Origin of the sequence: Vibrio sp. 1731, from assembly GCF_033339955.1 — a bacterium.
Classification (GTDB): domain Bacteria; phylum Pseudomonadota; class Gammaproteobacteria; order Enterobacterales; family Vibrionaceae; genus Vibrio; species Vibrio alginolyticus.
Genome location: NZ_JAWOVO010000005.1, coordinates 90,534 through 116,598 on the forward strand (window position 1 = coordinate 90,534; position 26,065 = coordinate 116,598).

The window sequence follows — 26,065 nt, forward strand, 5'->3', positions numbered from 1 at the left end:
TCCCTTTTTCATATCTAGATACTGAGTCATAGAAGACTAAAACCTATCTTCCTGCTTCCAATAGCGCTACTTTTCGTTTCTTGCTAGAATTCCAGAGAAAATTTTAATCTATGGTGGAAGTTCTATGATCATCGTAACTGGTGGCGCTGGCATGATCGGCAGCAACATTGTTAAAGCACTAAACGAAGCTGGTATTAACGATATCCTGGTTGTCGACAACCTAAAAAATGGAAAAAAATTTAAGAACTTAGTTGATCTGGACATCACAGATTACATGGATCGTGACGACTTTCTGACCCAAATTATGGCGGGCGATGATTTTGGTCCGATTGAGGCAATTTTCCACGAAGGTGCTTGCTCTGCAACGACTGAGTGGGATGGTAAGTACATGATGCTAAACAACTACGAGTACTCTAAAGAGCTGCTTCATTACTGTTTAGATCGCGAGATTCCATTCCTATACGCTTCTTCAGCAGCCACTTACGGCGATACAGATACTTTCGTTGAAGAACGCGAATACGAAGGCGCACTGAATGTATACGGTTACTCGAAACAGCAGTTTGATAACTACGTTCGTCGCCTATGGCAAGACGCTGAAGAACATGGTGATACCCTTTCTCAAATCACCGGCTTCCGCTACTTCAACGTATATGGCCCACGTGAAGACCACAAAGGTAGCATGGCATCAGTTGCGTTCCACCTAAACAACCAACTTAACGCAGGTGAAAATCCTAAATTGTTCGCGGGCAGCGAATCATTCAAACGCGACTTTGTTTACGTTGGTGATGTCTGTAAAGTAAACCTGTGGTTCTTAGAAAACGGCGTATCAGGCATTTTTAACTGTGGTACTGGCCGTGCTGAATCTTTTGAAGAGGTAGCAAAAGCAGTTATCAAGCATCATGGCAAAGGCCAAATTGAAACCATCCCATTCCCTGAGCACCTAAAAGGCGCTTACCAAGAATTCACACAAGCGGATCTGACCAAACTGCGCACCGCAGGCTGTGATGTTGAATTCAAGACAGTTGCAGAAGGCGTTGCCGAATACTTGACTATCCAAAACAGTTAAGCACCACAAGGTGGTAGAACCATAACCTGCCACCTTTACTCAAATGCAATAGCCTGTATCATTCCTAACTATCTTTTTTCTCATTTAAACCACTTCGCCCGTACACGAATAGGTAACTAGACACGCCATGACCATAAAACGTGATGACTTCGACCCTAAAGCATATAACCCTGAGTTTAAGCGCCACTTTCTGTCGCCTAAGTACTGGGGCACGTGGTTAGGTGTTATCTTATTTTTACCTTTATCATTAATGCCACTGGGTTTACAAAAGTGGTTGGCGAAAACCATAGCCAAAAAACTGTCGAAATCCCACAAGGGGCCAGCTCACCGAGCGAGGGTTAACTTTGAGCTGTGTTTTCCGGAAAAGTCGTTCCAAGAACGTGAAGCTTTGATAGAAAAAACACTCTACACAGCAGCCATGTTCTTTTTTCGCTTCGGGTTACTAAGTTTACGCTCACCAAAATGGCTTCAGAACCGTTGCCAAATTCGCGGCCTAGACATTTTACGACAGCACATTGATAACAACGAAAATGTGATTTTAATGGTTCCCCACTCTTGGGCAATTGATGTGCCTGCTATCTTGCTCGCGTCAATGGGAATGCCAGTTTCTGCAATGGCGAAGAAACAAAAGAATGATGTTGCTGACTGGCTAATGCACAAGCAAAGAGTCCAATACGGTGGCCGTGTTTATGAACGCTCAGGTGGCATTAAGCCTTTCCTGAAATCCATTCGAGATGGCTATGTAGGGTATTACCTACCCGATCAAGATCACGGCCCAGAGCATAGTGTGTTTGTGGATTTTTTTGCAACACGTAAAGCAACGCTACCTGGTTTAGGCAAAATTGCGAAACTATCACGCTCAAAAGTACTGCCTCTATTTGCGTCGATGAACACTGAAGATGGTACGTTTGATATTGAGATTTTACCAGCGTTTGAGCTGGATAAAGGCGAAGAGCAAGACGCTCGTACCTGTAATGAAGCCATTGAATATTTTGTCGGTGATAAACCCGAACAATATATGTGGGTACTACAGTTGCTGCACTCTCAAGAAGACGGCAATAACTATTACAATTTGTTTAAACCAAGATATCACAGCGACTGGAAAGTGCAGTGAAAGTATTTGTCGTAAGCTTGGCTCGATCGCTAGATCGCCGAGAACGTATTGAAGAAAAGTTAAAACAACAAGGCATTACGTTTGAATTTTTTGATGCAATAGATGGCTCTGTTGACCGTTTTCTTCATTCAGAAAAAAGTCGTCCTACCATTACTCTACGCCGCAAAGGGTATCAATTAAAAACCAGTGAAGTCGCCTGTTTTGCAAGCCATTACGAGTTGTGGGTTCGCTGTGTTGAGCTTGATGAACCGATCGTCATCTTAGAAGACAACGTCGACCCCGTCGAAGGGCTGAAGCAAGTACTCGAACATACCCTTCCATTGACTTCTAATTATGACTACATCAAGTTGTCTGCCACTCAGAAGCGTGTATTCACCCCAATCGTACCTATTGATGATAATCATATGCTAGGGGGATACTCAGCAGGCACTTGTGGTACCACCGCTTATATCGTCACACCTAAAGCAGCCTCAAAGTTTGTTATGCATGCTCAAGAGTTTATTGAACCAGTCGATGACTACATGGAAAAACCATGGAGACATGGTGTTCAAGTTTACAGCGTGTCTCCAGATCTCTTTACTAGAGCAGAGATTGCTTCGACGATTGGTGGTAAAAGAAAAGATAAATCCAAAATGACTCTTGCGAATAAAATATACGCTGAACTTTTTAGAACTTATGAGTCAATTTTGAAATTCCTATACTGGAAAAACAAAGCATGAAGATTTTAGTCATTGGCCCTGCATGGGTCGGCGATATGGTAATGTCGCAATCGTTATATATCGTATTAAAGCAACGCCATCCAGATAGCCAAATTGACGTTATCGCTCCAGGATGGTGTAAACCGATTCTTGAGCGTATGCCAGAAATCCATCAAGCGATTGAAATGCCTATCGGTCATGGTGAGTTTAACTTATTAGGCCGCAGGGAAATTGGCAAATCATTACGTGAAAAGCAATATGACCACGCCTATATCTTGCCTAAATCAGCGAAATCAGCACTGATCCCATGGTTTGCCAACATTCCTCTTCGTACTGGCTGGAAGGGAGAAATGCGCTATGGTTTATTGAATGACTTACGCCCTAACATGAAGTCTTTTCAGTATATGGTAGAGCGTTATGTAGCGTTAGCTTATCCAAAAGCAGAAATGGTGGATTCTAACTCTCTTGGCGGGCTTGAAACCTTACCTCGCCCTCGCCTTGCAATCAACGCGGCAGAGCAACAAGCCACGATCAAAAAGTTCAACTTAGCCCAAGACCAACCAATTATCGGACTGTGCCCAGGAGCAGAGTTTGGTCCCGCAAAAAAATGGCCCGAAACACACTACGCTGAAGTTGCGACACAAATGGCTCGATCTGGGCATCAAATCTGGTTGTTTGGTTCTCAAAAAGACTTAGAGACTTGTAACAATATTCGCGCACTTGTTCCGACGCAATTCCATGAGCACATTCATGTTCTGGCAGGCCAAACCAGCTTAATTGAAGCAGTCGACTTACTTGCTGCATGTAAGACTGTTGTCGCGAATGACTCAGGCTTAATGCATGTGGCAGCTGCGGTTGGTTGTAATGTTGTTGCCGTGTATGGCTCAACTTCACCGAAGTACACCCCCCCACTCGCAGAAAAAGTGGAGATTGTTCATACCGATATTGATTGTCGCCCTTGTTTCCAGCGTGAATGTCAATACAAACACCTTAAGTGTTTGACAGAACTTTCGCCTAAGCAAGTGCTAGATAGTATCCAAAAACTTGACGCCATTACGATAAGCTCATGTTAGTTCGTATTGTTTATACCTTACTACTCGCCCTAGCGTCACCGCTGCTTTTATTTGGTTTGTACAAGAGCAAACCAAATAAGCCTAAGTTCGGCTCTCGTTGGAAAGAGCACTTTGGCATAACCCCCAAGCTAAAAAGCAACGACAAACCTATTTGGATACATGCCGTATCTGTTGGTGAAAGTATAGCAGCAACACCTTTAATCAAAGCCCTTAAGGAACAAAACCCCGAACAATCTATTCTAGTTACAACAACAACAAGTACCGGAGCTGAACAGATTGCTAAGTTGGGTGATTTAATTGAACACCGCTATATGCCAATTGACTTTGGGTTCGCTATCAAAGGTTTTCTTAAAGCAGTGCAACCAAAACAGATGTTGATCATTGAGACTGAGTTGTGGCCAAACACGCTTCACAATGTTCACAAAGCGGGTATCCCTATAACTGTCGTGAATGCGCGCCTATCTGAAAAATCGTGTCAGAACTACGCCAAAATACAGCGGCTTTTTAACCAGCTTCATCCATGCCTAACTCAAGTACTCTGCCAAACGGATTCAGATGCAGAGCGCTTCGAACGCTTAGGCGTTGAGAAAAAGAAACTATCCGTTACTGGCTCGATTAAGTTCGATATTCAAATATCAGAGCAAGTGAAACAGCAAGGACAGCAGCTTCGAGCCCAACTTGGAAACGATCGTCCGATTTGGATTGCAGCTAGCACCCACAAAGGCGAGGACGAACAGGTATTAGATGCACATAGACAAGTTTTAAAATCTCATCCAAATGCTTTACTCGTTTTGGTTCCTCGCCATCCAGAACGATTTGATGATGTATTCACGCTTTGCCAACAGCAAGGCTTTAACACTGTGCGTCGCACTTCAACGCATGCAGTAGAGACGAATACTCAAGTATATCTCGGCGATACTATGGGTGAGATGCTAACGTTGATGGGCGCAGCGGACATCTGCTTTATGGGTGGAAGCCTAATTGGAGATAAGGTTGGTGGGCACAATGTGCTAGAGCCTGCCATGTTAGAAAAAGTCATAATCACTGGCCCTAGCTATTTCAACTTTAAGGAGATTGTATCTGACTTATTGGATATAGATGGGATATTACTAGCCAGTGATACAACCGACTTGGCTAAGCATCTAACATCCCTTCTTTCACAACCATCCTTAAGTGAACTCTATGAGATAAAGGCCTGTCACTATGCAAAAAGAAACCAAGGTGCTTTAAAAAGAACTACCGATAAACTATGAATCCGAACTTTAAAAGCCAAAATTGAATTTTTGGCTTTTAAAAATTAGAAATAACTACTACTTTCGTTCACTACGAAGCGAAGTTAGGGTCTCATTGATTAGGGTGCTAGAGGTTCCTTCAGTGTAAGGGAAATAAATAACCTTACAACCTACAGCAGCTAAATCTTTCTCGTGTTCCTGCCATTTAGAAGTTTCATACCAATCATCTCCTACGAATAGATAACTCGCATGATTCTTTCTCGCTGCAGAGGCTTTATCCATATCTTTTTGAGGTATAGCTACATCAACATACTTGCAAGAACGTACAACCTCTATCCGATCATGGTATGGTATTACTGGTTGCTTACCTTTATATGCGACCAACTCATCAATCGTAACTCCTACCACTAACTTGTCGCACATGGCTTTTGCGTTACGTAATAAATTCACGTGGCCAACATGAAATAGATCATATACGCCACTTGTATAACCGATAATCATTTCATCAATACCTTTAAATTTTCTTCAAACCACAATTCATAAGAAGATAATAAGTTCGGGTTGTCAAAAACCTTTGTAAGATCAACAGGAAAGCCAACTTTTCTCTCATACGCAAAGCTTTTTCCTTTAAGTGGAGCAATTAACTCACGTAGAGGTAGCTTCCCCAGTGAACCATTCATTAGTCTACCAGCACTGAATTTGATTGCGGCTTCGAATACATGATAATTGGCAATAGGATCTCGCCCTTCAATTCCAGCAGCCATTAAAGCAAAATCTAACCGCCTAAACAAAACTGGCATATGATACTTAATAAAAAAGTATCGTACTTTTTCAAAAGGAGTTAAATGCTCCAATCTGGCAAATAATTCAGAGAACTCTCGATAAGTCGTAGTGTCTTGTCTTGGGACCTTATAGCAGTAAAACTCTAAAAATGTATCGAGTGAAAAACTCTCACATTCCGCAGCCCAATTAAATATACGGTCATACCCACCAAAGAATTCATCCGCACCTTCGCCCGAAAGAAGCACCTTAACTCCATCCTGAGCAGCAATTTGGGAGATACGATACAGAAGAACCTCATTAGGCACAGACATTGGTTCACCTCTTAGAGCAATTAACTCGTCAAAACAGCGTTTGTACTCATTTGCTCCACATTCATGAACGGTTAGGTTAGGAATATTTTGCTCTTGAAGAAAAGTGATATCATCATCACCTTTAAAACCAATAGTGTATAGTTTCTCAATATCAGTTAGTTGATGAATCAAATTACTGTCAATGCCTCTACTCATTAGAAGGCCAACCTTAGCATCTGAAACTAATCGACTATTGATGCCATCTCTAACTGCTTTTTCTAATTGCTCTTGCGATACATCTTCATATTGTTGAAAGAAGTTTAAGCTTTCAAAATAGCACCCATTGACAAAGCATGAACCAGGCTCAACAGTTGATACTTCTTTGAAATATGAGCCACTAAAAATGGGCGCACGAGCTGCATGATACTCTTCAATAGCTAGAGGGTTCACAGGTAAGTCAAAAAGCGCCTTCAATACATTAGGCTCAGAAGAAAATGAAATACCGTGTGGAGATTGATGATAAAATAGAGGCTTAACACCAAACTTATCCCGACACGCATGCTGCAGCTTTCCGTCTGCACTTACGTAAACGAATGCGAAAAATCCGTCCAACTCGTTCTCAATAAGATGCCCAGAGATAATAAGGTCGCTTAAGAGTGTAGTATCGCTCGTGTACTCTTTTTCAAAGTACTTTTGACCGAGCTCCTTGTAGTTAAGGATCTCACCATTAAATACTAGTATACCTCCTCGAGCATCAATAACAGGTTGATTACTACCCGAGCCTAGTTCGATAATAGAAAGCCGAGAGTGATAGGCTTTCCACCCTCCATACTCGACTAACCCAGAAGAACAATCTGGCCCTCTAAATCGCAAGCATTCTTCAATGATTTTGCTGTGCTCTTGGATCACTCGTGGATCATTAGAAATAAAAATACCGCACATACTCTGCCTTACTTCAAATTGAGGTAGCTTTGACTGTACCAAGATGTCATCATATCGCCTAAGAGCTGTCATCTTAGTTTAAGCCCAATAATCAACCTAGCAGTTTACACTAGAACAATGTTTGGTTATAGGGGAGTCAAAACTGAAGTCGTATGTAAAAGGTTTATGGCCATGCCATTAAAGAAGTCGATCAAGACATTGAGACAAACTGTAAAGTATCAACTAAACATACTCGCCGATGAGCGACGTTTAAAAAAACTAAAAAAGAAAAATAAAATAAGAGTAGCCTTCTTTGTTCTTCATCATAGTGTATGGAAATGTGACGCAGTCTTCAGAGCAATGATGGAAGATGACTTTTTCGAACCCTTTATTTTTGTCTGTCCTTACACAGGAAAGGATGATGTATCTTGTATACAAGATGTACAAAAAAATGTTAATTTCTTCCAAAATAAAGGCTACCCAACTGTCAGCTCTTATAATAAAAATAAATCTACGTGGATTGACATTGACACTCTTGATATTGATATCATTTTTTTCACAAACCCACATAAAATAACAAAGAAAGATTATTACTCTAAAGCTTATAGTAAGTATTTATCTATTTATATCCCATATTCTCATCAAATATCAAAATACAACAATTATAAAGAACAATATAACCAACAATTTCATAATATGATGTGGAAAATATTCGCCCCACATTTTGATGAGGTGGATATTTTTAAAAAAATTCCGACTTAAAAGGTAGAAACATCTTAGTGACCGGCTATCCTGCAACAGAGCCACTAATCAATAATGAGCTTGTTGCGAATTCACCATGGAAGAAACAGGACTCTAATAAGCTACGAGTTATTTTTGCTCCTCATCATACAATAGATACACCAGAGCTTCCTTACAGCACCTTCTTAAGCTTTTCTCAACAAATACAATCACTTTCAGAAAAGTACAAAAAAAACATTCAGTGGGCGTTTAAACCTCATCCGATGCTAAAAGAAAAGCTATACAAACACAAAGATTGGGGAAAAGAAAAAACGGACACATATTATAGGTTTTGGGAGCAATCTAGCTTTAGTCAACTAGAAGAAGAAGATTACTATGATCTATTTAAAACTTCAGATGCTATGATTCATGATAGTGGCTCCTTTCTTGCGGAATATTTGTATTTAAACAAACCTGTAATGTATCTAGCATTAAGTGATGATGTACGAAATTACCAAAATCCATTTGGTAATAAAGCATACGATAGTTGCACTAAAGGAAAATCGTATTCGGACATTGAGAACTTTCTTATAGATTTAATCCATCACAAAGCACCAGTAGATCGAACATTCTTTGATAATGAATTAGCAATACACTTTAGAGAATTAACGCCAACAATGCGTATAATGAATCACTTAAAAGAAGAGTTAAAAAATAGCTAACCAATATAGGGCTACCATGTTAGCCCTATATTTTATAAAGATTCTCTAGCTATCTAAATCATTTCAGCCTTCTTATTACTTTTAAGGCATTTTCAAAATCACCACTATTAAAAAAATAACGTAATACATAACTATAAAATGCTAACTTACTTGAGGGGATAGATGCCATAAACTCAGCGGTACACATACGCTTTTTAATCGCACTCGCAACTTTAGTGGCGTTTTTACTCTCTGCATCTCGCAAGTTCATTTTAAGATCTTGCAGTTCACGCTGAGCATTAATTACTGTGTTGTTATACCTTTCTTCACGTGTTTCTTTTGCGAACGTTGATATGCCACCTAATCGATATTGGATCCATTTTTTGTTTTCATGATGAATACCATTTAACAAAAAGGCTCGAAGGACATTGATGCGATCTTCATTGATGATATCTTTGTTGTAAGGAGCAAACTCGTTCAGTACATCAGACGTAAAAGCGGCGCAGCAGCCATCTACTGCACATTTTCTATTAATAATATTTTCGAGTGTATAAGGCTTTTTATTCTGCTTGATCGATTCAAATGGCTCAATGATATCGCCTTGCTCGGAAATTTTGTCGTAACTACCAATAATTAAGCTTGGTTTACCATTTTTCAACCAGGCTTCATAAGTTTCCTCAACTCGGTTCGGCATCGCTATATCATCGCCAGCTTGTACAATAATAAGCTTATTTTGGTATTGCCCCCGCAAGGAGTTGATTTGGCTAACTAAACCAACATTTTGCGTATTGTGGCGATATTCAATATTTAATCCTTTAGGCGCAAACTCTAAAAGCGATAGAATCTTTTCATGGCTATCATCTGGAGAGCAATCGTCCAATACTAACAACTGGCTCGGCCATGCTGTTTGATGTAATGCCGCCGGAAGCGTTTTATCGAGATAACTTGATTGTTTGTAGCAAAAGAAGACATAAACCACATCTTCTAATACTTGCACATGCTCTTGTGTCATTGCTCAACCTTAAAAGAGTTGATTGCATCGACTACTTTTTGACTCTCGTCTTCACTCAAGTAGGGCGACATCGGCAATGACAGCACTTCATTTTGCAACTGCTCCGTCAGCGGCAATGACAGATGACTGAACTCTTCATAAGCCTGCTGTTTATGCGGCGCTATCGGGTAATGTACTTGTGTCTGAATACCATGCTCTGATAAATGCTTAACCAATGCATCTCGGTGTGAAGTTCGCACCACAAACAAATGCCATACATGTGCCTCAGGCTCAGCTACTTCCGGTAAGATAATATTCGGGTTGCTGATTTCACGTAAGTAAAATTCCGCCAACTCCTGACGCGCTTTCGTCTGCGCTGGAAGGTAGTTCAGTTTCACTGACAACATCGCCGACTGAATTTCATCCAAACGACTGTTCAATCCTTGATAAAGATTCTGGTATTTAACATGAGAGCCGTAGTTACGAAGGGCACGCAAAGTTTCTGCCAGCTCATCATCGCTAGTCGTAATAGCACCACCATCACCTAACGCACCTAGGTTTTTACCCGGATAGAAGCTAAAACCTGAGGCATCCCCCCATGCTCCAGAGTTCTTACCAGCAAGTGTCGCACCATGAGACTGAGCGCTGTCTTCCAGCACGAGAAGATTGTGTTTTGTCGCCAACGCCATAATCGCTGGCATATCGGCTAACTGACCATACAAATGCACCGGCAAAATCACTTTAGTCTTTTCTGTAATCGCCGCTTCAATCGCTTCAGGACTGATATTGTGAGTCTGTTCATCTGGCTCCACAAACACCGGTACCAAGTCCGCTTCGGTGACCGCCAATACCGATGCGATATAGGTATTACCCGGCACGATAACTTCATCACCTTTGTTGATTTTGCCTAGCTCTCGCCAAGCCTTAAACGTCAGTGTTAAAGCATCTAGACCGTTCGCAACACCTATACAGTGTTTAACACCACAGTAGTCAGCAAATGCTTGTTCAAACTTTTCAGTTTCCTTGCCAAGAATATACCAGCCAGATTCAATCACGCGTGCACAGGCTTGTTTCAATTCGTATTCGTACTCGGAATTTAAGCGCTTTAGCTCTAAAAAATTAACCATTATTTTTCTCTACATAACGTACTATCTTGGCTGGGCTTCCAACCACAACCGCATAGTCTGGCACTGAACGGGTGACCACACTGCCTGCACCAACCATCGCATTTTTTCCGATGGTTATGCCAGGCAAAATCGTGGCATTGGCGCCGATGGAGGCGCCTGACAGGATTTTTGTTTTCGGGAAAGCTTCTGGCCACATTTTTGAACGCGGGAACTTGTCGTTCGTAAAAGCAGCTGCCGGGCCAATGAACACATCATCTTCAATTTCAATGCCATCCCAGAGGTAAACGCCGCACTTTACGGTGACTCTATCTCCTAGGACCACATCATTCTCGATGAAGGTATGCGCACAGATATTACAGTCACGACCGATTTTAGCCCCAGCAAGGACCACGGCAAATTGCCAAATAGATGTCCCCTCGCCAATCGTCGATGAAGCAACATCACTGAGTGCATGAATTCGCATGGGCTACCTCTTTAAGAAATGTGTCATAGTCACGGATATAATCGGCTTCATCATACAATTCACTAGCGACAACCATCAGTACACAATCTTCAGAAAAGTCGTGCATTTCACGCCATTTTAGCCCTTTGATATGCAGTCCTACATCGGGAGATGAAAGCGTCACTTTCTCTTTCGTGGTGCCATCATCAATGACGAAAGTCACGCTACCTTTCAGACAAATAGCGACTTGCTCTAAGTCGTAATGTGCATGAAAGCCCCTCGCTAAACCGCTTTGTGTATCAAAGATGTAGTAAATACGTTTGATATCAAACGGAATGTTTTTATGTTGCTCTAACGAGATTAATGAGCCTCGCTCATCACCCATTTTCTGAAAAGATATTAGCGGTATATTCGACATTTATTCTTCCAATAACTCTAGAAGATAGCGGCCATAATCGTTTTTAGATAAGGCTTTTCCTGCAGCTTGAATGTGCTCTCGCGTTAACCACCCTCGACGATACGCAATCTCTTCTAAGCAAGCCACTTTGTAACCTTGTCGTTTCTCGATCGTTTCAACAAAATGCGCAGCTTCAAGCAAGCTGCCGTGTGTTCCCGTGTCTAACCACGCAAAGCCGCGCCCTAGTACGTCAACCGTCAACCTCCCTTGCTCTAAGTAAGCTTGGTTAATACTTGTAATTTCTAACTCGCCACGATGAGACGGTTGAATAGTTTTGGCAATGTCCACGACGCGGTTATCGTAGAAATACAGTCCGGTCACGGCGTAATTGGATTTTGGCTTGAATGGCTTCTCTTCAATCGATAGCGCTCGCATCTCTTCATCAAATTCCACCACACCAAAGCGCTCAGGATCTTTCACTTTATAACCAAAGACCGTCGCACCTTCCGTTAAAGCAGCGGCTTGCTGCAACTTCGGAGTAAACCCTTGCCCATAAAAGATGTTGTCACCCAGCACCAAACATACTGAGTCATCGCCAATGAATTCTTCACCAATGATGAAGGCTTGAGCTAAGCCATCTGGGCTTGGTTGAATCGCGTATTGCAACTCAATGCCAAACTCTGAGCCATCACCCAATAGGCGCTGAAATCCTTCCTGGTCTTCTGGCGTGGTGATGATCAAGATTTCACGAATGCCAGCAAGCATGAGTACCGACAACGGGTAGTAAATCATTGGTTTGTCATAAACCGGCAGTAACTGCTTAGAGACACCGCGTGTAATAGGGTAAAGGCGAGTGCCCGAGCCACCTGCTAAAATAATGCCTTTCATTATTCGCCCGCTCCTAATCGCTCTAAACTGTATGAACCATCAAGCACGCGTTGCCACCATTGCTGGTTGTTTAGGTACCATTCCACAGTTTTACGAATACCGCTTTCAAAGGTTTCTTCTGGCGTCCAGTTAAGCTCTTGAGCAATCTTGGTCGCATCAATTGCGTAACGCACATCATGACCGGGGCGATCTTTGACATAAGTGATCAAAGATTCATAAGACTCAACACCTGCCGGCTTGTCTGGTCGCAGCTCTTCAAGCAAAGCACAAATGGTTTTCACTACTTCGATGTTTGCTTTTTCGTTATGGCCACCAATGTTGTAGGTTTCACCGACTTCACCTTCGTTGACTACTTTGTAAAGCGCGCGAGCATGGTCTTCCACAAACAGCCAATCTCGGATCTGCATACCATCACCATACACAGGCAACGGCTTGCCATCGAGGGCATTTAAAATCATCAGAGGGATCAACTTCTCTGGGAAGTGGTACGGGCCATAGTTGTTGGAGCAATTAGTGATAAGTGTTGGTAAGCCATAAGTACGTTGCCAAGCGCGAACCAGGTGATCGCTCGAAGCTTTAGATGCAGAATATGGGCTGCTCGGCGCGTATGAGGTGGTTTCGGTGAACAAATCATCCGTTCCCTCTAGATCGCCATACACTTCATCCGTAGAAATATGATGAAAACGGAATGCCGATTGGCGCGCTTCATCTAAGCCCGACCAATATTGACGGGCCGCTTCGAGCAGATGGTAAGTGCCCATCACGTTGGTCTCAATAAAAGCAGCAGGACCATCAATAGAGCGATCGACATGAGACTCGGCGGCCAAATGCATCACCCTATCGGGTTGATGCTCTGAAAACACGCGATCTAGTTCAGCTCGGTCACAGATATCTACTTGCTCAAAATAGTAACGTTCACTCTCTGAGACATCAACCAGTGATTCTAGATTCCCTGCGTAGGTCAGTTTATCTAAATTGATAACGGTATCTTGGGTGTCACGAATGATATGTCGGACAACAGCTGACCCAATGAAGCCTGCTCCACCGGTTACTAATATTTTCATTACAAATGTTACCTACGTTAATTTTTGTGCCATCAGATACACATGAATACTTTATGATTATTGTAGTTTATAGACTCACTCGAGCATCGTTAGACTCAAGAAGGCTTACTTAGAGCAATCAATATAAAATGATAAAAAACTCAATTAAGATTGAGAAGCATAACCGTCCTGAAAATGTTCAAAATCGGATTCTTGCCAAATAATCTGTCGCTTTAAACGCTCTTTATTAAATGAACGCAGAAGTCTATTTAGATTTTGATGCTTCCAGTCACCAGAAGTTTCAAAACGACACTTATCAAAATCGATAATCCATACCTTATCTTTGTCGTCGATCAAGATATTGTGGATATTCAAATCGGTATGGTTAACGCCAACCTGATGCATCTTGGCAATTTCTTGCCCTATTTTCTGATACATTTCTACCGATAAAGACTGTTCTTGCAAGATACTAACCAGATCTCTGGCGTTTGGGATTCGCTCACTTAATAAATCAGCTTGATAGAAGAGTCCTGACTTTACGGCTCTTGCTGCAATAGGACGAGGAACGTGCACCCCAGCCTCAATTAGCGCCAACAAAAGCTGAAACTCTTGCGCACAACGGGTGTTATCCCAGCCAGAGAACCAATAATGATCGTTAACTAACTTCCCAAACAAACCGCCACGACGGTAATGACGTAGTGCCGCTTGCATGCTCTCTAGTTGGATAAACCATGTCGTGCCTCGCCCCGTCGCACTGCCAACCACCTTGTCGGAGGACTGCCAGTATTCCGCATCAAATATCGGTTGGCTAGGGTCTGTAATGATCTCGTCATCAAACCAGATCACTTGGTTGTTGTTTTTATACTGTTGAGTCATACGCTCACCCTCTAGCCTAAATACCGGCTGGCTAATATATACAACCAAGTAAATGCAGCAAACGCCAAAGCAACCATAACGGCAGCAGAGCCTATATCTTTAGCTCGACCACTGAGTTCATGCCGTTCAATACCGATACGATCCACTACCGCCTCAATCGCTGAGTTTACAAGCTCTACAATCAAGACTAATACCACGACCCCGATCATTAAGATACGCTCAACCATGCCGACATCCACTAGCCAAGCCAAAATCACGGCGATACTCAACAGAGCCAACTCTTGTCGAATGGCAGCTTCATGCTTAAAAGCCGCTTTTAATCCTTGGATCGAATAACCCGTCGCTTTAACGATGCGCTTTAGTCCGGTATTACCCGGCTTGCCAGATTCTTGCGATTGATGTGGTGTTGTCTTTGACATTGCAGAACACTTATCAGTACTTAGCTATATTCGAGCCGTGTATTTTACATTTATTGGGGATGTCTGCATAATTTACCTGCCTCTATTCATCGAATCAGACAATAATTATGTTCACTTCTGCCCCATCGTCACTATGCGTCTTGCGTTTGTCCGCTATCGGAGACGTTTGCAATACTATCGCCAGCATTCAAGCTATTCAGAAACACTGGCCTTCGACCCAGATTACTTGGATAACGGGTAAACTTGAAGCCCAGTTATTAGCCGCCATCGATGGTGTAGAAGTGATTGTTTTTGATAAAAAAGCGGGACTTGATGGCTACAAATCACTTTGGCGACAGCTGAAAGGCAGAGAGTTTGATGCGCTATTGCATATGCAGTACGCGATTCGAGCGAGTGTCGCAACGTTGGGCATTAAAGCAAAATACAAACTTGGTTTCTCTTCTGATAGAAGCCAGGACTTTCAAACACTATTTACCAATGTCAAAGTGCCTTCCCCGCAATCTCTGCATGTCGCAGATGGCTTAATGGCCTTTGCCCATCAAATTGGGGTACCAAAGGCAGGACTAGACTGGGTACTTTCTTATTCAGACCACGACCAAGCTTGGGCAGAGTCTCATATTTCTCGTAGTAAACCTAACCTGCTGATTGTGCCTGGTGCGAGCAAAGCTTATAAAAACTGGAACGCGGAAGGTTATGTGGATGTGATTCATCACGCCAGAGCAAAAGGCTGGAACGTGATTCTGGCAGGCAGCTCTGCTCAGGTAGAATTGGATCTGGCAGAAGCCATTCAATCTCGCTTGGAAGAACCGTGTCTAAATTTAGTTGGACAAAGTTCAATTCTGCAAATGCTTGCGTTAATAGATAAGGTTGAAATGGTCATCGCCCCCGATACCGGACCAGCACACATGGCGAATGCCATGAAAACGCCAATCATCGGGCTCTATGCACACCATAATCCGCTGCGAGTGGGACCTTACCGTTATCTAAAATACGTTGTCTCAGTGTATGAAGAAACGATCTTTGCGGAAACAGGTAAAAACAGTCACGAGTTAAGCTGGCGAACTCGCGCTAAAGATGAAACGGCAATGAGCCGCATTACCAGCACTCAAGTAATGAGCATGTTCGATCAAGTCTTAGAAGATTTGTATCCTCAATACCAGTAAACTTACTGTCTTGATTTGTTAAGAAGGAAATGACCTTGTCCAAACCAACCTTAGCCGTTGCCTTAATTGTAAAAAATGAAGAGAAGCACTTACAAGCTTGTCTAAACACAGTAAAAGATTGGGTCGATGAGATTGTCCTTCTAGACTCGGGCAGCACTGATCGCACTGAAGAAATCGCCCGACAATACACAGATAAGTTTTACACCAACCTAGATTGGCCAGGATTCGGTAAACAGCGCCAACTGGCGCAGCAATACGTTACGGCAGACTACGTTTTGTGGCTTGATGCGGACGAACAAGTCACTCCAGAGCTAAAAGAAAGTATCTTACACGCGGTATCAGCCAATAAGCCGAACGTTTTATACAAACTTAATCGACTAAGCTCAGCGTTTGGTAAGTTCATCTACCATTCTGGTTGGTCTCCAGACTGGATTGTGCGCTTATATCGCACCGAATATACACAATATAATGATTCGCTCGTTCATGAAAAAGTTGATGAGAAAAACTATCAAACTGAAAAACTGGATGGTCGACTGCATCACTACACTTACGAGCACCTTCATCATTACATCAATAAAACCACTGGCTACCTCAAGGCCTGGACGGATGAACGTGAAGGTAAAAAGAAAGCGGGTTTAACGACCGCTATCGTTCACGCTCTTGCTAGCTTTTTGAAGATGTATGTTCTCAAACGAGGCTTCCTTGATGGCAAGCATGGCTTCATTCTAGCTTGGCTAAGCATGCACTCTACTTTTGTAAAATATATCGATCTCTACTTACGTGAACAGGCAAAAAAATCATGAAAACGACTTTAATTATCACCACTTACAACTGGAAAGAAGCATTAAAAGCGGTGTTAGAAAGCGTGAAACGTCAAACCGTTTTGCCTGACGAAGTAATTGTTGCAGATGATGGCTCTCGAGACGATACCAAAGCAATGGTTGACCAAATGCGTGAAGGTTTTCCGGTTCCACTGATTCATAGTTGGCACGAGGATAATGGCTTTCAGCTTTCAATGAGCCGCAACCGTGCGATCGCCAAAGCATCAGGTGACTACCTCATCATGATTGATGGCGACATGGTGCTGTCCCAAACGTTTATTGAATCACATAAGCAAGTCGCAAAACCAAATTGGTTTGTGCAGGGTGGACGTGTGTTAACGGATGAAAGCTGCAGCAAGGCCATCATGGAAAACGGCTTAGTGCCTTCCATTTTCAGCAAAGGCATTCGCAATCGTAAAAACTGCATCACCAACGCCTTGCTATCGAAATGGTTCTCTTACGAGCGGAATAACGATAAAGCCACTCGCGGTTGCAACATGGCATTTTGGCGACAAGATGTCATCGAGGTGAATGGCTTCAACCAAGATTTTGTTGGATGGGGACGCGAAGACAGCGAGTTTGTTCATCGCATGTTGAATGCGGGTAAGTCACGTCTTTACCTAAAATTCGCAGGTGTAGGCTACCACTTGTACCACGTAGAAAACTCTCGTGCGTCACTCGGACAAAATGATGAGATTTTAGAGAACACCATTAAAAACAAGCTTAAACGCTGTGAGAATGGTGTTGATCAATTTCTAGAAGCTTAAGATTATAAAAAAGGGGCGTTTCGCCCCTTTTTTATTGTTGCTGAGATAAAGCGAAGTACTTATCGGCAACCATCAATGAGATCAAACGCTCTTTACGTTTATCTTTGAACTGCTCAACCCACTGGTGCGCATTTTCAATGATCGCTAATGCTTCTTGCTCATTCGCTAGGTAATAATCCATCTTTTCGGGTAAATCCGAATAGTCATCCTTCACTTCAACATAGTGGACGCCTGCCTCTAACTTACCTTCCATAAACCAAGTCTCATATTTTGGCTTTGACATAATAACCAAGGAGTTAGACGACATAGCCCACTTAAGGTTGGTGGCCACATCATTGCCTTCTATACAGAGCAAAAACTTATACTGCAGTTGCTCTTCAATACTCATAAAGCCCTTTTCCCATGGTTTCCCTTCTACCGGGCGGGTCTGGCCAATATTGCATTGCGGATGGTTGTAAAACGCATGAATCACCTTTTTACGATGCGGCTGAAAACCCACGCCGCGCCACGCTACCATGTCCTTTTTATCTTGATAGCGAACAGGATCATCAATAAATTTAAAATGACGAACTTGATTAAGTTTCAACACCACTGAATTTTGGTTGTTACCAAAAATAGGGCGGCTTTTTATAAAGCTCGGTACATTGGGGATGTGTGTAACATCGCCGTTGATGTAGTTAAACGCAAAACTGGAAGGGAAATAGCGTACAACTTGGCGAAGATCGAAAAAATACGTCCAGCCTTTCGTTTTTTTGAATGTATCGATGGTCGAGTAACTTTGTTCTCGGCTATCAACTGAAAACGGCGTTTCACACTTATTGTAATAGTTCACCCGCTCAATACAGCGTTGCTGCTCTGCTTCGGTCAGATTCGAAAGTAAACGCTTGGCTTGTGCTCGATATACAAAGCGAGGGATAAGTATCGAGAGAGCGTTTGAGAAATAATAAGGGAACTTACTGTCTTTCATTGAGTTTTTCCCCAATCGCGATGGCTACTGGCTTGGGAACGAATTGTTCGATACTTCCGCCATGAATCGCTACTTCTCTCACGATAGTCGACGATAAAAACGCAAACTCTTCTTCAGGAGTTAAAAATACGCTCTCGATTCCTGGTAATAGCTTTCGGTACATGTTGGTCAGTCCAAACTCGTATTCAAAGTCTACCGTTGTTCGTAAACCACGAATAAGAACCTTAGCTTTCTCATTTCTCGCGAAATCCACTAATAACCCGGAGAACCCCTTTACCGTCACACCAGGTAAATGCGCTACAACGTCCTGCATCAGTGCAACGCGCTCTTCCAATGAAAACATAGTGTTCTTCGATGGGCTTGCGGCTACGCCAATCACAACCTCATCAAACATTTCGTGAGTACGTTCTATTAGATTGAGGTGACCATTAGTCACTGGATCAAAAGTGCCCGGATAAATGACTTTCATATAATTTACTAAGTTATTCGAAACTGATTGAATTATTGAGGCTCGAGCGCAAGATTACAACAACTTAAGCTCGATAATAGCTCGACTTACTTCTGACACTCACTACAAAAGAAGGTATTACGCTGGCCAATCTTTAGCTCTTGAAGTCGTTCGCCGCACTCTGGGCATGGCTCTCCGGCTTTTCCGTAAACTAGTAACTCTTGTGCAAAGTAACCCGGCTTTCCATCGGCTTGCGCAAAGTCTTTCAGCGTAGTCCCACCTTGCGTAATGGCAATCTCAAGTGTCATTTTGATATTTTCAACAAGTAACCCCCACTCTTGAGAAGTCAACTTACCTGCGGGCCTTGAAGGGTGAATTCGAGACTTAAACAACGACTCATTCGCGTAGATGTTCCCAACACCAACCACGACTTTGTTGTCCATGATGAACTGCTTGACGGCGACACGCTTATTTTTAGCTTTCTCCGCTACATATTCCGCATTGAACTCTTCAGTTAAAGGCTCAGGCCCCATGTTTGCTAGCACAGCATGTGACTCGCCAGGAGCACACCACAGCCATGCCCCAAAACGACGCGGATCGTTATAACGCAGTATTTTTCCACTGCTTAGTTTGAGATCCACATGATCGTGCTTTGCTGGCGGAAAGTCAGCATCTAGGACACGTAAAGACCCAGACATGCCCAAGTGAACAATGGCTGTACCTGTGTTTGTCTCGATCAGTAAGTATTTCGCACGACGGCTAATCGCACGGATCACCTGCCCTTCCAATTTTTTAAGCTCTGTAGGAATATCCCAGCGCAATTTAGGCGTTCGAAAAGTAAACGACTGGATCGTTTGTCCAACCATGTGGGGGCTAATCCCCATACGGCTGACTTCAACTTCTGGCAACTCAGGCATTAGATTCTCCAATTCACCGGCTAATAGTTCTCGCTGCTAGCATAATCGAAAAGAAAAACGATAAATAGGGAAGCTTATTAGGGGTATAGGCGAAAAAAGGCTCTACTCTGGCATAAGGTAGTTTTCATCGACGGAGATAGCGACCCATTTGTCTTGCCAGGTTTTAAATAGCCAAAAATCAGGTAAACGAAAGAAAGTCACCCGCTGCGGCTCTTCGAGATCCTGATACCAAACTTCTACCGTTTCAGGTACCGCCAGGTTAGGTTCTAAATGATCGTACTGTTCTGAGGTGAGCTCGGTCCCTTCCAATGATTGCCAGCGTGATACAAGTTCACTGATCGGTGCATCAACTTTGATGTTGGATTGCCACCGTCCATCATGCAGCTCGAACTCCCAGCCACTATAGTACAAAGACTCCACCGTATAGTCGGAGCGAAGTACATTTGGGTAAGGGTCTGCTTGATCTGTTAATAGGTAAGTTTTGATCCACATCGGCGCATTTAAGATCACTATAAATGCGATAATGCCCAGAATAAGAATATTGTTCCATCGGCGGCGACGAGCCGGACTCACACGCATAACCATCTCTACTCTCTTATCGTTATGAGTAAATTACCAAAGAGTATTGAGCTTGACTAGAACAACGGTGTGCAAGTGTGTAGGGAAGTTGTAACTAAGCGGCAGAGAGCGATCAATCAAAAATTCGAGTATAGAGTCGGACCAGTAAAATAGCTTCAGCAGTACTTTACAATCCGATGACGTACTGAACACTTTATCTTCAGCACTTTTATTCAGGTAATAAAAAACCCAACTCGAAAGTTGGGTTTTTCAATTCATCAAAGAGACTGAAACCAATTATTTGATTTTTGCTTCTTTGTACATAACGTGCTGGCGAACTACTGGATCAAACTTTTTGATCTCAAATTTGCCTGGCATGTTACGCTTGTTCTTATCAGTTGTGTAGAAGTGGCCTGTACCTGCAGAAGATACTAGACGGATTTTCTCACGAACGCCTTTCTTTGCCATTGCTTATTTCCTCTTAAACGTTTTCGCCACGTGCACGCATGTCTGCAAGAACAGTATCAATACCTTTCTTGTCGATGATGCGCATACCTTTAGCAGATAGACGTAGTTTAACAAAACGTTTTTCGCTCTCTACCCAGAAACGATGAGTTTGTAGGTTCGGCAGAAAACGACGCTTAGTAGCATTTCGTGCGTGTGAACGGTTGTTACCCGTTACTGGACGCTTACCAGTTACTTGGCATACTCGTGACATGAATGTCTTCTCCAAAATCGTTTCAGCTCGATATCAACCTTGGTGGCCGAACCTCTCTATCTCTCGAAAAGAAGTTAGAGGTTAAGAACCGCTATGGAAAATCCATACAAGGCTATCAAAGGTCGCGCATTATACTAACTTGATATGCATTGCTCAAGACCCGAACAGATCCTTTTTACAGGTTTTCGTGATCTTTTTTTAGACAGCAGATTTTTTTAGCAGTCCAAGCTGAATTCAGTTAAAAATTTAGTGGCGTGGATGATAGCAGATTTTTAGCAACTAACAACCTAAAAAACGCACAGTTATATCCAGCCTCTTTCAGCAAAAGAGACACTTTCCCCATCTCCGATGACGAAATGGTCCAAAATACGAATATCCACCAATGCTAATGCGTCAATGAGACGCCTTGTAATCCTTCTGTCAGCTTGGCTCGGCTCAGCAACGCCTGAAGGATGATTGTGCGCCAAAATCAAAGCCGCCGCGTTATGATGCAGAGCACGCTTAACAACTTCTCTCGGATACACCGACGCTGCATCCAACGTTCCTTCAAATAAAATTTCATCTTTTATCACTCGGTGCTGGTTATCGAGAAAAAGAATATAAAAAGCCTCTCTTTGCCGATCCCTTAAAATAGAAGACAGATATAACTTAGTTTGGTCGGGGCTGGTTAAGGCATCACCACGCTTTAGCGTCTCCGCCAAGTAACGTTGTGTCATTTCTAGTACCGCTTGCAACTGAACATACTTGGCTTGCCCTAATCCTTTGTGACGACAAAACTCTTCTTCTGATGCTGAAAATAGTTGTCTGAGCGAACCAAAGTCTTGAATAAGGAAGTCTGCAAGCTCAATCACGTTCATTCCGCGGGTGCCTGTGCGCAAGAAGATGGCCAGCAGTTCGGCATCGGTCAAAGCTTGCGGCCCTCGTTGCAGTAGCTTCTCTCTGGGCATGGACTCATTTGGCAAAGCTTTCAGTATCATCTGATGTCTCTTTATATGGAAAGTGTCCCTATTCCACAAAACAAAAAGCGAAAGTCGAGTATGACTTTCGCTTTCTTCGTACCATCAGTGCTTTCCATGCAACTTAACAGTTCATCAGAGTTTAAAGTTGCCAACCAAGCCGTGAATTTCCGTTCCAAACTGTGATAGCTGCGTGCTGATTGACTCGGCATGCTGCAACGTCTCATTAATGTTGTTCACGATCTGTTGAATAGCTACTAAGTTTTGGTTGATGTCTTCTGCAACCGCACTTTGTTCTTCTGCGGCAGACGCGGTTTGAATACCCATATCTCGAATTGTTCCGATAGAATGATGAACACCAGAAAGAGATTGCTGAATGAGCGCAGATTCTTCCGCCGTTTTGACACCTCGTTTTTGGCTCACCAACATCGTACTGACCGCTCTTGATACACCATTTTGTAGCTGCTTGAGCATGTCGCCAATTTCATGAGTACTATTTTGCGTACGACTGGCTAACGAGCGCACTTCATCCGCAACGACGGCAAACCCTCGACCTTGCTCACCGGCTCTAGCCGCTTCAATCGCCGCATTTAGGGCCAACAAATTCGTTTGCTCGGCTATCTCGCCAATCACATCCAGCACTTTGGTTATTTTTTCGGTCTGTAAACTCAAATCAGAAATTGCATCTGACGTGCTGTCTATCTCCGTCACGAGTTCGGTAATGCCTTCTATTGCTTGCTCTACCTCATGCTGAGCGGCGGTGACTTGACTGTTGGCATCGTCAATTGCCTGCGCGGTCGCATTGGTATTGCTGGCTACTTCTTTGGCAGTCATGCTCATTTGCGTCACTGCCGTCACAACTTTGTCCGTCTCTAAACAGTGATCCTGCATTTGACCGCTCGCTTGGCTGGTCTGAGTGTTCAGGCTTTGAGAAACGGTCTGTACTGTCGTCGCAGAGCGATGAATGTCCTGCATCAGTGGGTGCAGCTTATCCATAAACTCATTAAACGCGGCCGCCACTTCACCAACTTCATCCTGACTTTCGACTTTTAAACGAGCCGTTAAGTCACCGCCGCCTGCGGCAACATCTTTTAATGAAGCCGCGACATGTTGTAATGGCTGAATGCCTTTAGACACCACGATACTGGTGAGAACACTGGTAATGATCAATCCAATAGCGGAAATTAACACGGCAGATAATGTATGCTCTTTTAGCTCTTGAGTCTTTAACTCTCTGTGCATCGCAACTTGCTGGTCGATGTCATCAATATAAACGCCAGTACCTAAAACCCAGTCCCATTTCGATAGATATTCTGCATAGCCCAACTTAGGCGCTTGTGCGTCAATGGTCGGTTTGTGCCACGAGAAATAGAGGAACCCATCCCCTTTTTGAGAAGCGTCAATCAAGCCCGCAATAACTGCGACCCCATTTTCATCTTTTAAGTCGTAAAGGTTTTTACCCTCTAATGCAGGTTTGATGGCGTGCAACGTATTCACACCTTGAGAGTCGTAGGCAAAAAAGTAACCATCGCTTTCAAAGCGCATGGCTTTCAGAATTTCTTTTGCTGCCTCTTTATTACTTCCATTTACATCCGCGTCGTATAACGGTTTTATCGCCGTCACGCCCATCATCATGTAGGCTTGTAACTCTTTCTTTTTCGTTTCGATGAGCTCTTGCCTGTCTCTTGCTAGCTCCGCTTCCAAACTTTTACTGCTGTTGATGTAATACACCACTGAGATCAACGTAGTGATCAACAACAGCGGAATTAGGGTTATCAGCAGCAATTTGTTTCGACTTTTCAACACCATGGTTTCCACTACCTCTTTTTCTTTTCAGACTTGCAAACTCCGCGCAACTTGTCTGTGAGGTAGGCGAGAATTTTCCCTTCCTCGGTCAGATTAATACTCTGGAGTTTGATGTGAATTATCTTCTCGTTATATATGCTCGGGCGGTCAGACTTTGAATTGTGTTAAAATCCGGTCATCAAATTGGAGATCTCACATGCAAACACTAGCAGGAAAGAAAATTCTACTCGGCATCAGTGGCGGTATTGCCGCGTATAAATGTGCGGAGCTAACCCGTCGCCTCATAGAGAGAGGAGCGCAAGTTCAAGTTGTAATGACGAAAGCCGCAAAAGAGTTCATTACCCCTTTAACCATGCAAGCCGTTTCGGGCCGTCCTGTCTCGGACAGTTTACTAGACCCAGCAGCGGAAGCCTCTATGGGCCATATTGAATTGGCCAAATGGGCAGATTTAGTGCTATTAGCGCCCGCGACCGCGGACTTAATCGCGCGCATGTCCGCAGGCATGGGGAACGATTTACTTACTACGCTCGTGCTCGCGACGGATTCCCCTGTTGCTGTTTCTCCTGCGATGAATCAACAGATGTATCGCAATATCGCAACCCAAGAGAACATCGCTACGTTAGCGCGTCGTGGTATGCACATCTGGGGCCCTGCGGCAGGAGAGCAAGCCTGTGGTGATGTAGGACCAGGTCGAATGCTGGAACCAATGCAGCTAGTACAGCTATGTGAACAGTTCTTTCAACCAAAATTGCTAGAAGGTAGGTCGATACTCATTACCGCCGGACCAACTCGCGAAGCGATTGATCCAGTGCGTTACATTACTAACCATAGCTCCGGGAAAATGGGCTATGCATTGGCGAGCGCCGCAGCGCAGATGGGAGCAAAAGTCACCCTCGTGAGCGGTCCTGTCAGTTTAAATACGCCCGTAGGTGTTGAGCGCATAAATGTTTCCAGTGCACAAGAGATGCACGAAGCCGTTATGACACATGCAAACCAGCATGATGCCTTTATTAGCTGCGCTGCCGTTGCCGACTACCGCCCACAAACGATCGCGTCTCAAAAGTTGAAAAAGACAGAAGACAACGACGAAATGGTCATTAATATGGTTAAAAATCCTGATATTGTTGCATCTGTGGCAGCAATGACGGAGAAGCGTCCGTTTACCGTCGGTTTTGCGGCTGAAACCAATGATGTAGAGACCTATGCTCGAGGCAAGTTAACAAAGAAAAACCTCGATATGATCTGTGCAAACGACGTTTCGGTTGCAGGGCAAGGATTTAACAGCAACGACAACGCAATTACCCTTTACTGGCCTGAAGGTGAACTTGCGCTCGCTTTGGAATCAAAAGAAGCATTGAGCTTTAAAATTCTCGAAAAAATGCATCAATTGATGTAACTAACGTTTGAAAACCCTGCCAATTTTTTACAAAAGCTGGCATAAATTTGGTACAAAAATGACAACTAAGGGTGTTAAATCTCCCATTCCACCCTTAGTGGTCTAGTTTGAGGCGAAATAGCGTCTTATAATCCCCTCCGCTCAACTTTGTATTTTGAAAGGAAGTAACTAATGGCCGGCAGTAAAAAATCCAACCGTCGTGAAGAAATCTTACAAGCATTGGCAGAAATGCTTGAATCAACAGATGGCGCTTCACGCATTACTACGGCAAAACTGGCCAAGCAAGTCGGCGTTTCAGAAGCCGCGCTGTATCGTCATTTCCCAAGTAAAGCGCGCATGTTCGAAGGGTTGATTGAGTTCATTGAAGAAGCCTTGATGACACGTATCAACCGTATTCTAGACGACGAAAAAGATACACTAGAGCGTATTCGTATGGTGATGCACCTTATTTTGGCGTTCTCTGAACGTAACCCAGGTCTGACACGCATTTTGTCGGGTCATGCTCTAATGTTTGAAAATGAACGTCTACGTGAACGCATCAATCAACTCTTTGAGCGTATAGAAACACAATTGCGCCAAATCCTGCGTGAACGTAAGATTCGTGAAGGGAAGTCTTTCCCTGTCGAAGAGCGCATCCTAGCCGCGCAAATTCTGGGACAAGTTGAGGGGAGCCTAAACCGCTTTGTGCGTAGCGACTTTAAATACCAGCCGACTGCAAACTTTGACGAGTACTGGGCGCTTTTGAGTGCACAAATAAAGTAAAAGAC

General features: G+C 43.3%; 30 protein-coding genes. 12 read left to right on the forward strand and 18 right to left on the reverse strand.

The window, feature by feature from the left end:
• Positions 1–124 precede the first annotated feature (124 nt).
• From rfaD to waaA, 5 genes are all read left to right on the forward strand, one after another.
• The gene (rfaD, locus tag R7035_RS07720; RefSeq protein ID WP_318146060.1) at positions 125–1,066 is read left to right on the forward strand and encodes an ADP-glyceromanno-heptose 6-epimerase; all 942 of its coding nucleotides are present in this window, start codon (positions 125–127) and stop codon (positions 1,064–1,066) included.
• 127 nt (positions 1,067–1,193) lie between these two features.
• Positions 1,194–2,180: a lauroyl-Kdo(2)-lipid IV(A) myristoyltransferase gene (lpxM, locus tag R7035_RS07725; RefSeq protein WP_318146061.1), complete on the forward strand. Its 987-nt coding sequence runs from the start codon at positions 1,194–1,196 to the stop codon at positions 2,178–2,180.
• Positions 2,177–2,899 carry a glycosyltransferase family 25 protein gene (locus R7035_RS07730; protein WP_053307407.1) on the forward strand — a complete coding sequence of 241 codons (723 nt, stop codon included), beginning with the start codon at positions 2,177–2,179 and terminating at the stop codon, positions 2,897–2,899. Before lpxM ends, R7035_RS07730 begins: the two co-directional genes overlap by 4 nt.
• Positions 2,896–3,951, forward strand: coding sequence for a lipopolysaccharide heptosyltransferase II (gene waaF, locus R7035_RS07735; RefSeq protein WP_025768326.1), 1,056 nt, complete (start codon positions 2,896–2,898; stop codon positions 3,949–3,951). Before R7035_RS07730 ends, waaF begins: the two co-directional genes overlap by 4 nt.
• On the forward strand, positions 3,945–5,204 hold the full coding sequence (gene waaA / locus R7035_RS07740; protein ID WP_318146062.1) for a lipid IV(A) 3-deoxy-D-manno-octulosonic acid transferase: 1,260 nt from the start codon (positions 3,945–3,947) through the stop codon (positions 5,202–5,204). Before waaF ends, waaA begins: the two co-directional genes overlap by 7 nt.
• 57 nt (positions 5,205–5,261) lie before the next feature.
• On the opposite strand, the gene R7035_RS07745 is transcribed toward waaA, so the two are convergent.
• Both R7035_RS07745 and R7035_RS07750 read right to left on the reverse strand, forming a co-directional pair.
• Complete coding sequence (locus R7035_RS07745) at positions 5,262–5,684, reverse strand: adenylyltransferase/cytidyltransferase family protein (RefSeq protein WP_318146063.1); 423 nt, start codon at positions 5,682–5,684, stop codon at positions 5,262–5,264.
• Positions 5,681–7,198, reverse strand: coding sequence for an asparagine synthetase B family protein (locus R7035_RS07750; protein ID WP_318146064.1), 1,518 nt, complete (start codon positions 7,196–7,198; stop codon positions 5,681–5,683). Before R7035_RS07750 ends, R7035_RS07745 begins: the two co-directional genes overlap by 4 nt.
• A gap of 171 nt (positions 7,199–7,369) precedes the next feature.
• Here R7035_RS07750 and R7035_RS07755 point away from each other — a divergent pair, with 171 nt between their 5' ends.
• Together R7035_RS07755 and R7035_RS07760 are read left to right on the forward strand one after the other, a co-directional pair.
• Entirely contained in the window at positions 7,370–7,939 is a 570-nt protein-coding gene (locus tag R7035_RS07755) for a hypothetical protein (RefSeq protein WP_318146065.1), read from the forward strand.
• A 17-nt stretch (positions 7,940–7,956) separates the two neighbouring features.
• Positions 7,957–8,619, forward strand: a complete 663-nt coding sequence (locus tag R7035_RS07760) for a CDP-glycerol glycerophosphotransferase family protein (protein ID WP_318146066.1) — start codon at positions 7,957–7,959, stop codon at positions 8,617–8,619.
• A 58-nt stretch (positions 8,620–8,677) separates the two neighbouring features.
• Here the strand turns inward: R7035_RS07760 and R7035_RS07765 are convergent, their stop codons facing one another.
• From R7035_RS07765 to R7035_RS07800, 8 genes are all read right to left on the reverse strand, one after another.
• Positions 8,678–9,610 carry a glycosyltransferase family 2 protein gene (locus R7035_RS07765; protein ID WP_213904778.1) on the reverse strand — a complete coding sequence of 311 codons (933 nt, stop codon included), beginning with the start codon at positions 9,608–9,610 and terminating at the stop codon, positions 8,678–8,680.
• Entirely contained in the window at positions 9,607–10,716 is a 1,110-nt protein-coding gene (locus tag R7035_RS07770) for a DegT/DnrJ/EryC1/StrS family aminotransferase (RefSeq protein WP_318146067.1), read from the reverse strand. Before R7035_RS07770 ends, R7035_RS07765 begins: the two co-directional genes overlap by 4 nt.
• Positions 10,709–11,179 carry an acyltransferase gene (locus tag R7035_RS07775; RefSeq protein ID WP_318146068.1) on the reverse strand — a complete coding sequence of 157 codons (471 nt, stop codon included), beginning with the start codon at positions 11,177–11,179 and terminating at the stop codon, positions 10,709–10,711. The genes R7035_RS07770 and R7035_RS07775 overlap by 8 nt, the downstream gene beginning before the upstream one ends.
• The gene (locus tag R7035_RS07780; RefSeq protein WP_318146069.1) at positions 11,157–11,576 is read right to left on the reverse strand and encodes an FdtA/QdtA family cupin domain-containing protein; all 420 of its coding nucleotides are present in this window, start codon (positions 11,574–11,576) and stop codon (positions 11,157–11,159) included. Before R7035_RS07780 ends, R7035_RS07775 begins: the two co-directional genes overlap by 23 nt.
• On the reverse strand, positions 11,577–12,443 hold the full coding sequence (gene rfbA / locus R7035_RS07785) for a glucose-1-phosphate thymidylyltransferase RfbA (protein ID WP_262597141.1): 867 nt from the start codon (positions 12,441–12,443) through the stop codon (positions 11,577–11,579).
• Positions 12,443–13,507 (reverse strand): dTDP-glucose 4,6-dehydratase, encoded by a 1,065-nt coding sequence (gene rfbB, locus R7035_RS07790; protein WP_213968511.1) that lies wholly within the window; start codon positions 13,505–13,507, stop codon positions 12,443–12,445. The genes rfbA and rfbB overlap by 1 nt, the downstream gene beginning before the upstream one ends.
• 144 nt (positions 13,508–13,651) lie before the next feature.
• Positions 13,652–14,362: a 3-deoxy-D-manno-octulosonic acid kinase gene (locus R7035_RS07795; RefSeq protein WP_171345965.1), complete on the reverse strand. Its 711-nt coding sequence runs from the start codon at positions 14,360–14,362 to the stop codon at positions 13,652–13,654.
• Positions 14,363–14,373: 11 nt separating this feature from the next.
• A complete protein-coding gene (locus tag R7035_RS07800) occupies positions 14,374–14,781 on the reverse strand; it encodes a diacylglycerol kinase (protein ID WP_005395798.1) in 408 nt (135 codons plus the stop codon).
• A gap of 107 nt (positions 14,782–14,888) precedes the next feature.
• On the opposite strand from R7035_RS07800, the gene R7035_RS07805 reads away from it, so the two are divergent.
• The 3 genes from R7035_RS07805 to R7035_RS07815 are packed head-to-tail and all read left to right on the forward strand — an operon-like array spanning position 14,889 to position 17,532.
• Positions 14,889–15,944 carry a glycosyltransferase family 9 protein gene (locus R7035_RS07805; RefSeq protein WP_318146070.1) on the forward strand — a complete coding sequence of 352 codons (1,056 nt, stop codon included), beginning with the start codon at positions 14,889–14,891 and terminating at the stop codon, positions 15,942–15,944.
• Between the two features lie 35 nt (positions 15,945–15,979).
• Entirely contained in the window at positions 15,980–16,747 is a 768-nt protein-coding gene (locus R7035_RS07810; RefSeq protein WP_318146071.1) for a glycosyltransferase family 2 protein, read from the forward strand.
• Complete coding sequence (locus tag R7035_RS07815; RefSeq protein WP_171344436.1) at positions 16,744–17,532, forward strand: glycosyltransferase family 2 protein; 789 nt, start codon at positions 16,744–16,746, stop codon at positions 17,530–17,532. Before R7035_RS07810 ends, R7035_RS07815 begins: the two co-directional genes overlap by 4 nt.
• 31 nt (positions 17,533–17,563) lie before the next feature.
• Here R7035_RS07815 and R7035_RS07820 read toward each other — a convergent pair whose 3' ends face one another.
• From R7035_RS07820 to R7035_RS07855, 8 genes are all read right to left on the reverse strand, one after another.
• Positions 17,564–18,499, reverse strand: a complete 936-nt coding sequence (locus R7035_RS07820) for a glycosyl transferase family 90 (RefSeq protein WP_053303391.1) — start codon at positions 18,497–18,499, stop codon at positions 17,564–17,566.
• Positions 18,486–18,968 carry a pantetheine-phosphate adenylyltransferase gene (gene coaD, locus R7035_RS07825; protein WP_017820709.1) on the reverse strand — a complete coding sequence of 161 codons (483 nt, stop codon included), beginning with the start codon at positions 18,966–18,968 and terminating at the stop codon, positions 18,486–18,488. Before coaD ends, R7035_RS07820 begins: the two co-directional genes overlap by 14 nt.
• A gap of 86 nt (positions 18,969–19,054) precedes the next feature.
• Positions 19,055–19,864, reverse strand: a complete 810-nt coding sequence (gene mutM, locus R7035_RS07830) for a bifunctional DNA-formamidopyrimidine glycosylase/DNA-(apurinic or apyrimidinic site) lyase (RefSeq protein ID WP_053349744.1) — start codon at positions 19,862–19,864, stop codon at positions 19,055–19,057.
• Positions 19,865–19,966: 102 nt separating this feature from the next.
• Positions 19,967–20,443, reverse strand: a complete 477-nt coding sequence (locus tag R7035_RS07835; RefSeq protein WP_318146072.1) for a hypothetical protein — start codon at positions 20,441–20,443, stop codon at positions 19,967–19,969.
• 276 nt (positions 20,444–20,719) lie between these two features.
• Entirely contained in the window at positions 20,720–20,890 is a 171-nt protein-coding gene (gene rpmG / locus R7035_RS07840; protein WP_004410866.1) for a 50S ribosomal protein L33, read from the reverse strand.
• A gap of 13 nt (positions 20,891–20,903) precedes the next feature.
• Complete coding sequence (gene rpmB, locus R7035_RS07845; RefSeq protein ID WP_005384783.1) at positions 20,904–21,140, reverse strand: 50S ribosomal protein L28; 237 nt, start codon at positions 21,138–21,140, stop codon at positions 20,904–20,906.
• 302 nt (positions 21,141–21,442) lie between these two features.
• Complete coding sequence (gene radC / locus R7035_RS07850; RefSeq protein ID WP_017820707.1) at positions 21,443–22,117, reverse strand: RadC family protein; 675 nt, start codon at positions 22,115–22,117, stop codon at positions 21,443–21,445.
• Positions 22,118–22,231: 114 nt separating this feature from the next.
• Positions 22,232–23,905 carry a methyl-accepting chemotaxis protein gene (locus R7035_RS07855; RefSeq protein WP_318146073.1) on the reverse strand — a complete coding sequence of 558 codons (1,674 nt, stop codon included), beginning with the start codon at positions 23,903–23,905 and terminating at the stop codon, positions 22,232–22,234.
• Between the two features lie 193 nt (positions 23,906–24,098).
• Here R7035_RS07855 and coaBC point away from each other — a divergent pair, with 193 nt between their 5' ends.
• A complete protein-coding gene (coaBC, locus tag R7035_RS07860; RefSeq protein WP_025768318.1) occupies positions 24,099–25,298 on the forward strand; it encodes a bifunctional phosphopantothenoylcysteine decarboxylase/phosphopantothenate--cysteine ligase CoaBC in 1,200 nt (399 codons plus the stop codon).
• Positions 25,299–25,469: 171 nt separating this feature from the next.
• Entirely contained in the window at positions 25,470–26,060 is a 591-nt protein-coding gene (gene slmA, locus R7035_RS07865) for a nucleoid occlusion factor SlmA (RefSeq protein ID WP_005379386.1), read from the forward strand.
• Positions 26,061–26,065: the final 5 nt, after the last annotated feature.

Excerpts from the sequence above, each read along its gene's own strand:
- R7035_RS07820 (WP_053303391.1), bottom strand. The coding sequence starts at position 18,499 with ATGAAAGACAGTAAGTTCCCTTATTATTTCTCAAACGCTCTCTCGATA.
- R7035_RS07780 (WP_318146069.1), bottom strand. The coding sequence starts at position 11,576 with ATGTCGAATATACCGCTAATATCTTTTCAGAAAATGGGTGATGAGCGA.
- waaF (WP_025768326.1), top strand. The coding sequence starts at position 2,896 with ATGAAGATTTTAGTCATTGGCCCTGCATGGGTCGGCGATATGGTAATG.
- R7035_RS07835 (WP_318146072.1), bottom strand. The coding sequence starts at position 20,443 with ATGCGTGTGAGTCCGGCTCGTCGCCGCCGATGGAACAATATTCTTATT.
- coaD (WP_017820709.1), bottom strand. The coding sequence starts at position 18,968 with ATGAAAGTCATTTATCCGGGCACTTTTGATCCAGTGACTAATGGTCAC.
- rfaD (WP_318146060.1), top strand. The coding sequence starts at position 125 with ATGATCATCGTAACTGGTGGCGCTGGCATGATCGGCAGCAACATTGTT.
- lpxM (WP_318146061.1), top strand. The coding sequence starts at position 1,194 with ATGACCATAAAACGTGATGACTTCGACCCTAAAGCATATAACCCTGAG.
- R7035_RS07795 (WP_171345965.1), bottom strand. The coding sequence starts at position 14,362 with ATGACTCAACAGTATAAAAACAACAACCAAGTGATCTGGTTTGATGAC.
- R7035_RS07765 (WP_213904778.1), bottom strand. The coding sequence starts at position 9,610 with ATGACACAAGAGCATGTGCAAGTATTAGAAGATGTGGTTTATGTCTTC.
- R7035_RS07800 (WP_005395798.1), bottom strand. The coding sequence starts at position 14,781 with ATGTCAAAGACAACACCACATCAATCGCAAGAATCTGGCAAGCCGGGT.
- rfbA (WP_262597141.1), bottom strand. The coding sequence starts at position 12,443 with ATGAAAGGCATTATTTTAGCAGGTGGCTCGGGCACTCGCCTTTACCCT.
- slmA (WP_005379386.1), top strand. The coding sequence starts at position 25,470 with ATGGCCGGCAGTAAAAAATCCAACCGTCGTGAAGAAATCTTACAAGCA.
- rpmG (WP_004410866.1), bottom strand. The coding sequence starts at position 20,890 with ATGGCAAAGAAAGGCGTTCGTGAGAAAATCCGTCTAGTATCTTCTGCA.
- R7035_RS07745 (WP_318146063.1), bottom strand. The coding sequence starts at position 5,684 with ATGATTATCGGTTATACAAGTGGCGTATATGATCTATTTCATGTTGGC.
- mutM (WP_053349744.1), bottom strand. The coding sequence starts at position 19,864 with ATGCCTGAGTTGCCAGAAGTTGAAGTCAGCCGTATGGGGATTAGCCCC.
- R7035_RS07750 (WP_318146064.1), bottom strand. The coding sequence starts at position 7,198 with ATGTGCGGTATTTTTATTTCTAATGATCCACGAGTGATCCAAGAGCAC.
- radC (WP_017820707.1), bottom strand. The coding sequence starts at position 22,117 with ATGATACTGAAAGCTTTGCCAAATGAGTCCATGCCCAGAGAGAAGCTA.
- R7035_RS07805 (WP_318146070.1), top strand. The coding sequence starts at position 14,889 with ATGTTCACTTCTGCCCCATCGTCACTATGCGTCTTGCGTTTGTCCGCT.
- waaA (WP_318146062.1), top strand. The coding sequence starts at position 3,945 with ATGTTAGTTCGTATTGTTTATACCTTACTACTCGCCCTAGCGTCACCG.
- coaBC (WP_025768318.1), top strand. The coding sequence starts at position 24,099 with ATGCAAACACTAGCAGGAAAGAAAATTCTACTCGGCATCAGTGGCGGT.
- R7035_RS07755 (WP_318146065.1), top strand. The coding sequence starts at position 7,370 with ATGCCATTAAAGAAGTCGATCAAGACATTGAGACAAACTGTAAAGTAT.
- R7035_RS07775 (WP_318146068.1), bottom strand. The coding sequence starts at position 11,179 with ATGCGAATTCATGCACTCAGTGATGTTGCTTCATCGACGATTGGCGAG.
- rfbB (WP_213968511.1), bottom strand. The coding sequence starts at position 13,507 with ATGAAAATATTAGTAACCGGTGGAGCAGGCTTCATTGGGTCAGCTGTT.
- R7035_RS07855 (WP_318146073.1), bottom strand. The coding sequence starts at position 23,905 with ATGGTGTTGAAAAGTCGAAACAAATTGCTGCTGATAACCCTAATTCCG.
- R7035_RS07815 (WP_171344436.1), top strand. The coding sequence starts at position 16,744 with ATGAAAACGACTTTAATTATCACCACTTACAACTGGAAAGAAGCATTA.
- R7035_RS07770 (WP_318146067.1), bottom strand. The coding sequence starts at position 10,716 with ATGGTTAATTTTTTAGAGCTAAAGCGCTTAAATTCCGAGTACGAATAC.
- rpmB (WP_005384783.1), bottom strand. The coding sequence starts at position 21,140 with ATGTCACGAGTATGCCAAGTAACTGGTAAGCGTCCAGTAACGGGTAAC.